Genomic DNA, 11,833 nt, shown 5'->3' on the forward strand with positions numbered 1-11,833 from the left:
CACAGTGCAACAGTGCGCATTGTGAGCGAGTCGGTGCCACGTGTCAGGATTGTTTTCATGTCAGGATCTGCTTCGGTCACCCCGACGCCCGCCCCGCCCAGTACCGGAATGCCGACGGTGACGATGATCGGCGGGGGCCAGCTGGCCCGGATGACCCACCAGTCGGCGATCGCGCTGGGCCAGTGTCTGCGGGTGCTCGCGGCCTCGCCGTCCGAGCCGGCGGCGCAGGTCAGCGCCGATATCGTGCTGGGTTCCCATGACGATCTGGACGATCTGCTCGCCGCCGCCGACGGGGCGGTCACGGTGACCTTCGATCACGAGGGGGTGCCGCTGGAGTTGCTGACGGCGATGGAGCAGCGCGGCGTGGTGGTCCGGCCACCGTCCACGGCTTTGCAGTATGCGCAGGACAAGCTTCTGATGCGGCACCGGCTGGCCGAGCTCGGGCTGCCGGTGCCCGAGTTCGTCGATCTGTCCGGTGACGTGGCCGCCGCGCGCGAGGCGCTGATCGCTTTCGGTCGGGAGCAGGACTGGCAGATCGTGCTCAAGGCGGTGCGTGGCGGTTACGATGGCCGCGGCGTCTGGCTGATCGACGGCGACGAACAGCAGGCGCTGGCGGTCTTCGATGAGCAGCGCCGCGGCGACACGGTACTCATGGCGGAACAGAAGGTGCCGATGGCCCGCGAACTCTCGGCGCTGATCGCCCGGTCCCCGCACGGACAGGGTGCGGCCTGGCCGGTGGTGGAGAGCATTCAGCGCAACGGGCAATGCGCCGTGGTGCTGGCTCCGGCTCCGGATCTGGACGAGCAGACCGCCCAGCGCGCACAGCAGATGGCGCTGCGGCTGGCCGACGAACTGGGCGTCGTGGGCAATATGGCGATGGAACTGTTCGAGACCGCCGACGGCGGCCTGATGGTCAACGAGTTGGCGATGCGGCCGCACAATACCGGCCACTGGACCATGGACGGTGCCGTCACCTCCCAGTTCGAGCAGCATCTGCGTGCGGTGCTGGACTATCCACTCGGGGACACCACCGCCCGGACCGGCGCGGCGGTGATGGCGAACATCCTGGGGGCACCGCAGGCGCCGGCGATGAGCATGGATGAGCGGCTGCATCATCTGATGGCCCGAATGCCCGAAGCCAAGGTGCACCTGTACGGCAAGAGTGAGCGACCGGACCGCAAGGTGGGGCACATCAACATCATCGGACTGCCCGGGCAGTCGATGGACCATGTCCGTGAACGCGCCGAGCGCGCGGCACACTGGATGAGCCACGGTGTCTGGACCGACGGCTGGGATCCGCACGAGAAAGAGACGAACTGATGACCGCACCTGCGCCGCGCGTCGGCCTGATCATGGGCAGCGATTCGGATTGGCCGGTGATGAAACCGGCGGCCGAGGCGCTCGCCGAATTCGGTGTGCCCTTCGAGGTGGGGGTGGTCTCGGCGCACCGGACCCCGCAACGCATGCTCGACTACGCTCGCGGGGCGGCCGAACGCGGCATCGGCGTGATCATCGCCGGTGCCGGCGGGGCCGCGCACCTGCCGGGGATGGTGGCCGCAGCGACCCCGCTGCCGGTGATCGGTGTTCCGGTGCCACTGAAGTACCTCGACGGCATGGATTCGCTGCTGTCGATCGTGCAGATGCCCGCGGGGGTCCCGGTCGCCACGGTCTCCATCGGCGGGGGCCGCAACGCCGGTCTGTTGGCGATCCGGATGCTCGGTGTCAGCGATGCGCACCTGCGCGGGGAGATGGCAGAGTTCCAGGCCGATCTGGAAGCACTGGTCCTGGAGAAGGACGAGAAGCTGCGCCGCAGCCTCTTCGAGGACTGAGCGATGCCTGCCGATCCCGCACGGCCCGCCGAGGCGCCGATGCCGGCGGACCCGGCGGCTGCTCGAGAGGCGTGGCAGCGCGCCTGCCTGGAGGTGGCGGCCGAAACCCTGGACACGATCACCGCGGTCCTCGACGATTGCGATGACCGCACGGTCAACGCCACTCCACTGCCCGGGACGGTCAACTCGGTGTTCGCCCTCGTGACGCACCTGGACGGGGTGATCGCCGACTGGGGCGGAAACCTGGTCGCCGGTGAGGACATCGCCCGGGACCGGGCGGCGGAGTTCACCGCCGCCGGCACGCTCGCGCAGGCCCGCGAACTGGTCGACCGAATGCGGGACCGGCTGCCACGGTATGTGCACCTGGCGCTGACCGAGGGGATCGCCGATCGCCGAGCGATCTCCTCGACCCGGAGCGGCGCCGCCTCGTCGACACCCGAATTCGTGGTCGCGCATCTGCTGCGGGAGTTGACCCAGCACACCGGGCAATTGCAGGTCTGCCGGGATCTGGTGGCCGCGCGCTGATCCGGTCCGCGAGACCGGCTGGGGCTCAGCCCGGCGGAGTCAGTGCGGCGACGACCTGCGCGGCGGGCGCGGCCTGGGCGCCGCGCCAGCCGGTTCCCGCCCAGAGATTGATCACCTGCGGATCGTCGGCGGCGGCCTGGCGCAACGGTCCGGTGAGCCCGTTGATCTGCGGGTAGACCGGGGGAGCGGTGCGGCTGTACCTGCGCACGTAGTCGTTGACCAGCGCCCGGGCCGGGCGCCCGGAGTAGGCGCGCGTGGTGCGGGTCTCGGTGAACCGCGGATCGGCCAGCGCGGCGCGGTGGGCGGCGCGGGTACCGGCCTCCGGGGTGCGCAGGAACAGGGTGCCGACCTGGGCGGCCACGGCGCCGGCGTCGAGCATGGCCTGCACATCGGTGACCGATCCGATGCCACCGGCCCCGATCACCGGGACGCCGAGTCCGGCGGTGCGGCCGAGCAGTTCCAGGACCGGGGTCTCGCGGTCGTCGTCGAGGATGTGGAAGGTCGACCGGTGCCCGCCGGCCTCCACCCCTTGCGCGCACAACACAGCGGTGCCGGCCGCGACCGCGATCTCGGCCTCCAGCCGGTCGGTGACGGTCGTGATGGTGGCGATCCCGCGAGCGGTGCAGGCGGCGAAGACCTCCGGTGCCGGCACCCCGAAGGTGAAAGAGACCGCGTGCACGCCTTCGTCCAGGAGGACCTGAGTCTTGGCCTCGAAGGCGTCGTCGGAATAGCAGATGTTCTGCGGCAGTGTTGCGCCGAAGCGTGCGGCCAGCGGCAGCAGCTCGTCCCGGAAGCGGAGGAAGGATTCGGCGTCGAACGGGATCTCTTCGGGGACGAAGAGGTTGACGCCGAACGGCGCTCCGGTGCGTGACCGGACTGCGGCGATCTGCTCGCGCAACTGTGCCGGTGACAGATAGGCGCCAGCCAGGATTCCGAAACCGCCGGCGTCGCTGATCGCTGCGGTGAGTTCGGGTGTGGAGGGCCCGCCGGCCATCGGTGCACCCACGATCGGGGCGAGCAGGGATGCCGGATCGAACAAGACTCCTCCAGAAGTGTCGGGCCGAACGGAGCGGTACGGGTCTTTCTATGCATACCCGGTGCCCGGCTCCGAGGTGGTCTGGGCACGGAGGTGTGTCGGGTGCGGGCGGCTGCTAGTGGCCGGGCACCTGCACGATCTCCAAGGGGACGGTGGACCGATGGGCAAAGCCCATCGACTCGTACAATGCTCGCGCCGGATTATCGGTGGTCGTGTGCAGGAACGGAGCATCTCCGCGGGCGCCGATACCCGCGGTCACCGCGGCGATCAGCCGTCGTGCCAGCCCCCGGCCGCGGGCCTGCGGACGGGTGCACACGGCACTGATCTCGGTCCAGCCGTCGGGTTGGGCGCGTTCGCCGGCCATCGCCAGCAGCCGCCCGGTCGCGGGATCGCGATACCCCAGGTAGGTGCCCAGTTCGATGGTGCGCGGGCCGAACGGGCCGGGGCGGGTCAGTTCGATCAACTCGGTCATCTCGGGGACGTCGGCGGGCCCGAGGACGGTCAACTGCGGATCGGCGAGCCCCGCGACGGACTCTCCGGTGTATTGCACCAGGCCGAGGGTCTGCAGGATCTGCCAGTCCGGCGGCAGATCCGTGGTGCGCTCACGCAACCCGATGGTGCCACCGGGTCCGGCCAGCGCGGCCAGATCGGCGTAGGCCTGGGCGGTGAGCTCAGGCGGATGCGCGTAGAAGACGGAGACGTCCGGGTGGTAGGCGATCGCGGTGCCGTGACGGCGCGCGAAGCGGCGGTGGCGTCCGCGCAGCGCCGAACCGAAAGGATCGTCCAGGACGGCCGGATCGGCGGTGACGACCGGGCGTGCGGGCGCCGGAGTCACCCGGCGACGTCCAGCTTGGTCCGGAAGAAGTCGATCACCTGGTCGAGGGTGTCGCGGGTGGGTTCGCCCGGGCGGTCGATCAGATGCTCGGTCAGGACCGAATGCGGCGGGATCAGAGCATCGGGATTGGCCGAGGAATCGGGCAGTTCCACACTGATGAAGGCGTCTCCGAGCTGTTCGCGCAGGAACTCGAAGCGGGTGCCGGGCACCAGCCGGTCACCGTCGAAACGGGCACCGAGCACCTGCAGGCCGTTGGCGCAGCGCACCTTGACCGTCTCCAGTTCCTGCGGGCTGATGTCGATGGTCCGCCGGCGTCGCGCGGTGAACGCGAACGGCAGCGACGGCTGCGACAACACCGGAGCGAGCATGCGGTCGTCGACGGCCATCGCCAGGGCGAAGCCGCCGGTGACGCACATGCCGACCGCACCGACTCCCGGGCCGCCGCACTCACCGTGCGCCTTGGCGGCCAGCGCCCGCAGCCAGCCGACCACCGGTGAGCTCTTCCCGGTGGCGAAGATGGTGAACTCGCGGGAGACGCAGACCTTGCCCAGGGATTTGGTCATGGTGGCGGCCAGCCGCGGGTAGTCGGTGACCCCGGCGGGCGTGGGAGCCGCACCGTCCTCGCCGAACAGGGAGGCCAGGTAGACGGTCAGGCCGGCGCGGGAGACCCGGTGGGCGAAGTCGATCACCTTCGGGGTGATGCCGGGGATCTCGGGCATCACGATCACCGCCGGGCCGGTCCCGCGCCGGTAGTAGCGGTGCGTCATTCCGTCGTGGCTGAACTCGTGGACCGAGAAGCCGTCGCGCTGGCCGATCACGAGTGGGTACCGGCGACCCGGCCGAAGAGCACGCCCTCGAAGGGCCGTCCGACGAACCGGGCCGCGCCGACGATGTCCGGGGAGTCCGGCGGCACGATGCGCGGTCCGGCGATCTGATAGCGCTGACCGCCGCGGATCAGAGTGAATTCACCGGCGGCCAGCACATTGCGGACCCAGTCGCTGTCGGTGCCGTAGACCAGGGGGATCGCGATCCGATCGTCTTCCATCCAGCCCAGCACCGGTGTGGAGTAGGCGGTACCGGAGGTGCGGCCGACGTGTTCGACGACGGCCCACGGAGCCAGGCGTGGTGCCCAGAGGCCCTGGATCGGGTTGGTGATGTACTTGTTGGCGCGGGCGACGAAACGTGGAACTCTCACCCCTCCATAGTGGACCATCGACGCCGGCGGCGGGACAGGCACGGGCACAGCCGCTCGCCGGTTCAGCCCAGGCGGTCCGGCGACGAGACGATGCGCTGTGCGGCGCCGCGCACCAGGAGTGCCTGGTCGTCGTCGAGGAAGGTGAGCCGGTACCGATCCTGGTAACGGCGGCGAACAGTGTCGATCAGTGCGGGCGGATAGCCGGGGATCCGCCCGTCGGCGTGCGGGATCGGGACGGTGTCGATCAGCCCGAGTCCGCGATGATCGGTCAGTCCGGGAGCCAGGGCGGCGTCGTCCATCAGGCTGACCGGTTCGGCGCTGGGGCCGGCGATCACCGCCCCGGCCGACAGCCCCACGTAGGGCAGGCCGGCGCGGACCTTCTGTGCCAGAACCCGGCGCAGGCCGTGCTGGTCCAACGACTCCAGCAGGACAAAGGTCTCTCCGGCGCAGACGTAGACCGCGTCCAGCCGGTCGAGGGCGGCAGCGAACTGCGCGGCGTCGGTGAAATCGCGGGCCCGCAGCGTGCGCACGCGATAGCCGAAACCGGTCAGACGTTCGCGCTCGTAGACCACGAAGCCCCGATCGCCGAACGGGATCGAGGCGTCGTCGAGCACCCCCACGACCGTCTCGGCGGGCTCCTTGCCGACCTGCCGGCTGAGGAATTCCGGCAGCGCATCCGCACCCCACGACAGCAGCAGCAGATCCACGCCACCGATGGTAGGGCGGTCCGGTCCCGGCGCGCCGGCGGTGGCCCGATAGGCAATACTTGCTCACATGCCCATGACCGAATTGCCGCACGACGATCCGGAGCAGTTCCGGCAGCGCGTCGTCGCCGAATCGATCCGGCTGTTCGCCGAGCAGGGATACGAGGCGACCACCGTCGACGACGTCGCCGCTGCGACCGGTAGCTCGCGCCGCACCCTGTACCGGCAGTTCGGTTCCAAAGAAGGCTTGATCTTCGGTGATCACGAGACGCTGCTGACGACCGTGGCAGCGCAGTTGACTGCGGCCGACGGCGACCCGTGGTGGGCGGTCTGCCAGGGAGCCCAGCTCGTCTTCGCGCACTTCGCCGCCAACGTCGATGTGGCGGCCCGCCGCTACGAGGTGGTCTCGCAGGTGCCGGCCCTGCGCGATCGTGAACTGGTGATGGCCTCGCGCTATCAGCGGCTGTTCGAGGACTACCTGCGGGCGCGCCGGCCGGATGTGCCGCGCACCCGGATCGTCGCTTATGCCGCCGCGGTGACCGGGCTGCACAACTACCTGCTGCGGCGGATGAGCCGCGGTGATACCGCGGCCACCGCGCAGGTCCTGGACGAGGAGCTGCAGCGGCTGCACCGGACCCTGACTCAGGAGTGACCGGACCGGTGAACCGTCCCGGAGCGGTTGACCAGCCACCGGCGACGTGGTGCACTGGATTGCGAACAATGGTGGCACGCAGTGCCAGGAGGAGATGACATGGCTTTCGGCAACCCCGACTTCGATCTGTTCCAGCTTCCCGAGGAGCATGAGGCTCTGCGCGAGGCGATCCGCGATCTCTCCGAAAAGGCGATCGCTCCCTACGCCAAGGAGGTCGACGAGAAGGCGCGCTTCCCGGAGGAGGCCCGGGAGGCGCTGGTCGCCAGCGGCTTCAACGCCATCCACGTGCCCGAGCAGTTCGACGGGCAGGGTGCCGACTCGGTCGCGGCCTGCATCGTGATCGAGGAGGTCGCGCGCGTCGACGTCTCGGCCTCGCTGATCCCGGCGGTCAACAAGCTCGGCACGATGGGCCTGATCCTGGCCGGTTCCGACGAGCTCAAGGCACAGGTGCTGCCGTCGATCGCCTCCGGCGAGGCCATGGCCTCCTACGCCCTCTCCGAGCGGGAGGCCGGCAGTGACGCCGCGGCGATGAAGACCCGTGCCCGCAAGGAGGGCGACAGCTGGGTGCTCAACGGCTCCAAGTGCTGGATCACCAACGGCGGCCAGTCCACCTGGTACACCGTGATGGCCGTCACCGATCCGGATAAGGGCGCCAACGGCATCTCGGCGTTCATGGTCCACAAGGACGACGAGGGCTTCGTCGTCGGACCGCTGGAGCACAAGCTCGGCATCAAGGGCAGCCCCACTGCCGAGCTGTACTTCGAGAACTGCACCATCCCGGCCGATCGCATCATCGGCGAGGAGGGCACCGGCTTCAAGACCGCATTGGCCACCCTCGACCACACCCGTCCCACCATCGGTGCGCAGGCCGTCGGCGTCGCCCAGGGTGCGCTCGACCAGGCCATCGCCTACGTCAAGGATCGCAAGCAGTTCGGTAAGACGATCAGCCAGTTCCAGGGCGTGGAGTTCATGATCGCCGATATGGCGATGAAGGTCGAAGCCGCCCGGCTGATGGTCTATACCGCCGCCGCCCGCGCCGAACGCGGCGAGAAGAACCTGGGCTTCATCAGCTCGGCGTCCAAGTGCCTGGCCTCGGATGTGGCGATGGAGGTCACCACCGATGCCGTCCAGCTGTTCGGTGGCGCCGGCTACACCACCGACTTCCCGGTGGAACGCATGATGCGCGATGCCAAGATCACGCAGATCTACGAGGGCACCAACCAGATCCAGCGGATGGTGATGGCGCGCGCGCTGCTGCGCTGACCTCCCCGGAACACCGGCGGGTCCGCGATACGGGACGAGCAGTCCCCGATCGCGGACCCGTTTGTGTTCACCCGTCTGTTGTCTGCCGGTGACCGATCGCAGCGGACCGGCAGCCGAGGAGCAGGTCTCAGTCCAGGATCAGATCGGTGTTCTCGGTGGCGGCGACGGCCGACAGGTCGGCTCCGGTGGCCGGATCGACCCACACCAGTGCGGCTCCGCTCAGCAGCGGGCCGAGCAGGTGGGCGACGATCTCGTCGGCGGTGCGCCAGGGCCGGGTGGACAGCACCCGCATCCCGGCGGTCACTCCGTCGGCGGTCGCCGCGGCCCGGGCCCGTTCCCGGACCGCCTCGACGGTGTGTCCGGGCAGTGCCTCCCCGGCGCCACCGGACGGGAAGAAGCGATCCCCGTGCGGGCGGACGGTGTCGCCGAAGTCGCCGGCGAACGCCGGCAGATCGGGAACCCGCCCGCCGAACGGATCCAGGGGGACGACGATGAGTTCTTCGGCGCCGGGGTGCTCCTCGAGGCGGTCCCGAGTGGTGAAGACGACCCGGGCATCGTCGTCGTGCCCGGCGACGCCCAGTCCCGCCCACCACAGGCCCAGCAGCACGGCGGCGCTCTGCCAGTGTTCGGGCAGATCCACCGTCACCGTGTCTCCGGGCAGCAGACCGGCTTCGTCGCGCAGGTAGTTCGCGATCTTGGCCGCCCAGTTCTCCAGGGTCGCCCCGGACAGGCCCACGCGCTGATCGGGGCCGTAGTAGGTCAGCAAGGGGCGTGCCGTGTCGTCGACTGCTGCCAGGACCGCTGCGGTGAGAGTGCTCATCAGTTCACACACACCGGCCCGTCGGTGTCGGCCTTGATGGCCGGGGCCGCCGGAGTGCGGCTCTGGCTGCTGCCCGCTGCGGCGCTGCTGTCGTTGGCGTTCTCGCCCTGCGGGCCGGTGTTCCAGATGGCGCCCAGGCCGGTATAGGTATTGGTCAGCACGGCCCGCAGTTTATCGTCGGGCAGGGAGGCGTCCGCCCGGATCTCGATGTTCCCGCCGAGGTCGGTGACGAGCTGTTTGGCGGCGGCGCTGTCGGCGGACCGGGCGAAGACGATCGAATGGAACTCGTTGATCGGCTTGGTCGCGGTCTCGCCCTCGCGGTAGCCCTTGGCGGTCAGCAGCCCGGACACATTGGAGGCCAGGCCGTCGACCGTTCCAGCGTTGATCACCTCGACCGAGTAGCCCGCGCGGCCGCCGGAGGCGTTCTTGTCGGCGGACGGGCCGAGCTGCCGGTCGACGAAGGTCTTGACCTGATCGGGGTCGATCTCGACGACGCTTTGCATACCGTCGTCGCTCCAGCCGTCCTCGGCCACCACCGGGATGGTGGTGAATTTGACGCTGCCGCCGGTGAGATCCTTCATCTGCTCGGCCAGCTTCACCACGTCCCAGCCGTCGTCGATCACGACCGAACGGGAGACCGCGTTCTCCAGTTCCTGCAGTTTGGTGGGATTGGTCAGCGTCTGGGTGGACAGGATCTTGCCGGCCAGCGACGCCATGTAGACCTGCTGCCGGGTGATCCGGTCCAGGTCGCCGCGGGGAAGACCGTGGCGCTGCCGCACAAAGCTCAGGGCCTGCGGACCGTTCAGTGTCTGGCGCCCCTTGCGGAACCGCGCCCCCGACATGGGTTCGCGTACCCGGTTCTTCAGGCATACGTCCACCCCGTCGACGGCGTCGGTGAGCAGAGCGAAACCCAGGAGGCCGACCTCGGCGTAGTGGTCGACGGTGACTCCGGTGAGATTGGACACCGATTCGATCAGTGCTTTGCGTCCGGCCTTGGTGCCCTCGGCCTCGGCGGTCGCCTCGTCGGTACCGGCTTCCACGGCGCGGCGCCGCACGCCCTCGCGTGTGGCGCCGTAGGCGGCGTTGATCTTGCTCTTGCCTAGACCGGGCACGTCCACGTAGGCATCGCGGGGAATGGAGATGGCCGTGGCGGCGGCGCCGTCGTTGGGGATGCGGATCAGCAGGATGGTGTCGGTGGAGGTGGTGACCTCGTCGCCGACGCGCAGCCAGGTGAGCTCGTCCTCGCTGAGCGGTTGCCCCTTGGCGTCCTGGCGGGAGTCGGTGCCCACCAGCAGGATGTCCAGGGCGCCGTCGGCGGCGCCGCCCAGCCCCAGGCCGCCGAGCATGGTGACCGACGAGTTCAGGCTGGTGACCCGGTTCCAGCTGTAGCCGGTGATCAGCAGGACGACGACGGTCAGCAGCGCGGTCAGTCCGCGCCCGAACGGCAGCAGCGCAGCCGGACCGCGGCCGGCCACGGCACGCAGCAGGGCGGCCGGCCTGCGCGCAGGGCCGGACGACGGTGCGGGCCGCCGGGACGGTGCGGGTCGACGGGACGGTGCGGGTCGACTGGACGGTGAGGTGCGGGACGGCGGGTTCGGCCGGGCGCTGGTCTGTGCGGTCCGCTTGCGAGTGTGGATCTCTGAGGAGCTGGTGCGGGCGGCCGGTCCCTGGCCGGTGGTGACCGGCCGGGTGCGACGCGGCCGAGGCTGTGCGCTCGACCGGTCCTGCCGCGGGCCCGGCTGTTCCTGCCGGCTGGTTCGGCTCCGCCGCTGCTCGGCCTCTTCCATCGGGGAGACGCGACGAACCCTGCGCCCGGGATCACCGGACCTCGGTGCGGAGGCGTCGGGCCGGCGAGCGCGCCCCTGGCGAGGTGAATCCACCCTCGTGCGTCCCCTCGGTGTCGTCCGGCTGATGTGCCGGTGGTGCAGATGTGACAAGTGTGGTTTCCACCGTACTGGTAATTCCGGGCGCAGCCCGGCTCCACCGGCGGCGCGTCGCATCTGTGTGATGCCGCTCGCCCGGCTGCGGGGACCGCGCGTGCGGCACCATGGAGTCATGTCCGCACCCAGCGTCCATCTCATCGGTGCCGGCGGTCAGCTCGGCCGCGTGCTGAGCGCCCGCAGCTTCGCCGGCGGCGCCCCGATCGGCTACACCTCGACCGACGTGGACCTCGCCGACGGCGACTCGGTGCGCCGGGTGCTGGCCGCGCTGCAGCCCGGTGACGTGGTGCTCAACACCGCGGCCTACACCGACGTCGACGGCGCCGAAACAGACCGTGCCGGGGCCTACGCGGTCAACGCCGGTGGTCCGGCGCACCTGGCGGAGGTGACCGCGGCGGCCGGCGCACGGCTGATTCACGTGTCCACCGACTACGTGTTCACCGGCGACCCCGGTCGCACCGCACCCTTCGAACCGGCCGACTTAGATCCCCGACAGGCGCCGGCCACCGTGTACGGGGCGAGCAAATTGGCCGGTGAACGCGCCGCGCAGGCCGCCGACCCCGCGGCAACGATCGTGCGCACCTCGTGGCTGTACACCGGCGCCGCCGAGTCGCCGGATTTCGTCGGGACCATGCGCCGGCTGGAGGCCAGCCGACCACAGGTCATGGTGGTCGACGATCAGCGCGGATCGCCGACCTACGTCGCCGATCTGGCAGACGGACTCGTCGAGCTGGTCGAGCAGGTCTGGGCGGACCCGTCGATCACCGCCGGAGCCGTTCTGCACGCAGCGGGCGCAGGGGAGGCCACCTGGTACCGGTTGGCGCGTGCGGTTTTCGCCGGGATAGGGGCCGACCCCGATCGGGTGCACCCCTGCACCACCGCGGACTTCCCGCGACCGGCCCCGCGGCCGCCGTTCTCGGTGCTGGGCGGGCGGTCCTGGACCGCGGCGGGACTCACGCCGCTGCGCCCGTGGCCGGCGGCGCTGACAGCCGCCCTGACGCATCGACCATGACGTGCAGGCGATGCCCTAGTCT

General features: G+C 70.0%; 13 protein-coding genes. 6 read left to right on the top strand and 7 right to left on the bottom strand.

The window, feature by feature from the left end; translation table 11 throughout:
* Positions 1–108 precede the first annotated feature (108 nt).
* The 3 genes from GOHSU_RS04610 to GOHSU_RS04620 are packed head-to-tail and all read left to right on the top strand — an operon-like array spanning position 109 to position 2,354.
* Positions 109–1,320: a 5-(carboxyamino)imidazole ribonucleotide synthase gene (locus tag GOHSU_RS04610; protein ID WP_281169717.1), complete on the top strand. Its 1,212-nt coding sequence runs from the start codon at positions 109–111 to the stop codon at positions 1,318–1,320.
* Positions 1,320–1,829, top strand: coding sequence for a 5-(carboxyamino)imidazole ribonucleotide mutase (gene purE, locus GOHSU_RS04615; RefSeq protein WP_005937534.1), 510 nt, complete (start codon positions 1,320–1,322; stop codon positions 1,827–1,829). The genes GOHSU_RS04610 and purE overlap by 1 nt, the downstream gene beginning before the upstream one ends.
* A 3-nt stretch (positions 1,830–1,832) precedes the next feature.
* Positions 1,833–2,354, top strand: a complete 522-nt coding sequence (locus GOHSU_RS04620) for a mycothiol transferase (protein WP_005937536.1) — start codon at positions 1,833–1,835, stop codon at positions 2,352–2,354.
* Between the two features lie 25 nt (positions 2,355–2,379).
* Here GOHSU_RS04620 and GOHSU_RS04625 read toward each other — a convergent pair whose 3' ends face one another.
* From GOHSU_RS04625 to GOHSU_RS04645, 5 genes are all read right to left on the bottom strand, one after another.
* A complete protein-coding gene (locus GOHSU_RS04625) occupies positions 2,380–3,393 on the bottom strand; it encodes an NAD(P)H-dependent flavin oxidoreductase (RefSeq protein ID WP_005937538.1) in 1,014 nt (337 codons plus the stop codon).
* 112 nt (positions 3,394–3,505) lie between these two features.
* On the bottom strand, positions 3,506–4,225 hold the full coding sequence (locus GOHSU_RS04630) for a GNAT family N-acetyltransferase (RefSeq protein WP_005937540.1): 720 nt from the start codon (positions 4,223–4,225) through the stop codon (positions 3,506–3,508).
* Positions 4,222–5,043 carry a dienelactone hydrolase family protein gene (locus GOHSU_RS04635; RefSeq protein WP_005937542.1) on the bottom strand — a complete coding sequence of 274 codons (822 nt, stop codon included), beginning with the start codon at positions 5,041–5,043 and terminating at the stop codon, positions 4,222–4,224. The genes GOHSU_RS04630 and GOHSU_RS04635 overlap by 4 nt, the downstream gene beginning before the upstream one ends.
* A complete protein-coding gene (locus GOHSU_RS04640) occupies positions 5,040–5,420 on the bottom strand; it encodes a nitroreductase family deazaflavin-dependent oxidoreductase (RefSeq protein WP_005937544.1) in 381 nt (126 codons plus the stop codon). Before GOHSU_RS04640 ends, GOHSU_RS04635 begins: the two co-directional genes overlap by 4 nt.
* Before the next feature lie 62 nt (positions 5,421–5,482).
* A complete protein-coding gene (locus GOHSU_RS04645) occupies positions 5,483–6,127 on the bottom strand; it encodes a Type 1 glutamine amidotransferase-like domain-containing protein (RefSeq protein WP_005937547.1) in 645 nt (214 codons plus the stop codon).
* A gap of 67 nt (positions 6,128–6,194) precedes the next feature.
* Between GOHSU_RS04645 and GOHSU_RS04650 the strand changes: the two genes are divergently transcribed.
* Both GOHSU_RS04650 and GOHSU_RS04655 read left to right on the top strand, forming a co-directional pair.
* Positions 6,195–6,776: a TetR/AcrR family transcriptional regulator gene (locus tag GOHSU_RS04650; RefSeq protein ID WP_005937549.1), complete on the top strand. Its 582-nt coding sequence runs from the start codon at positions 6,195–6,197 to the stop codon at positions 6,774–6,776.
* A gap of 99 nt (positions 6,777–6,875) precedes the next feature.
* Positions 6,876–8,039 carry an acyl-CoA dehydrogenase gene (locus GOHSU_RS04655; protein WP_005937551.1) on the top strand — a complete coding sequence of 388 codons (1,164 nt, stop codon included), beginning with the start codon at positions 6,876–6,878 and terminating at the stop codon, positions 8,037–8,039.
* A 127-nt stretch (positions 8,040–8,166) separates the two neighbouring features.
* On the opposite strand, the gene GOHSU_RS04660 is transcribed toward GOHSU_RS04655, so the two are convergent.
* Both GOHSU_RS04660 and GOHSU_RS04665 read right to left on the bottom strand, forming a co-directional pair.
* Positions 8,167–8,859 carry a TIGR03089 family protein gene (locus GOHSU_RS04660; RefSeq protein WP_005937553.1) on the bottom strand — a complete coding sequence of 231 codons (693 nt, stop codon included), beginning with the start codon at positions 8,857–8,859 and terminating at the stop codon, positions 8,167–8,169.
* Positions 8,859–10,334, bottom strand: a complete 1,476-nt coding sequence (locus tag GOHSU_RS04665; protein ID WP_245551678.1) for an LCP family protein — start codon at positions 10,332–10,334, stop codon at positions 8,859–8,861. The genes GOHSU_RS04660 and GOHSU_RS04665 overlap by 1 nt, the downstream gene beginning before the upstream one ends.
* A gap of 580 nt (positions 10,335–10,914) precedes the next feature.
* Here GOHSU_RS04665 and rfbD point away from each other — a divergent pair.
* The gene (gene rfbD / locus GOHSU_RS04670) at positions 10,915–11,811 is read left to right on the top strand and encodes a dTDP-4-dehydrorhamnose reductase (protein ID WP_005937557.1); all 897 of its coding nucleotides are present in this window, start codon (positions 10,915–10,917) and stop codon (positions 11,809–11,811) included.
* The last annotated feature ends 22 nt before the right edge of the window (positions 11,812–11,833 follow it).

Source organism: Gordonia hirsuta DSM 44140 = NBRC 16056 (assembly GCF_000333015.1).
Lineage (GTDB): Bacteria > Actinomycetota > Actinomycetes > Mycobacteriales > Mycobacteriaceae > Gordonia > Gordonia hirsuta.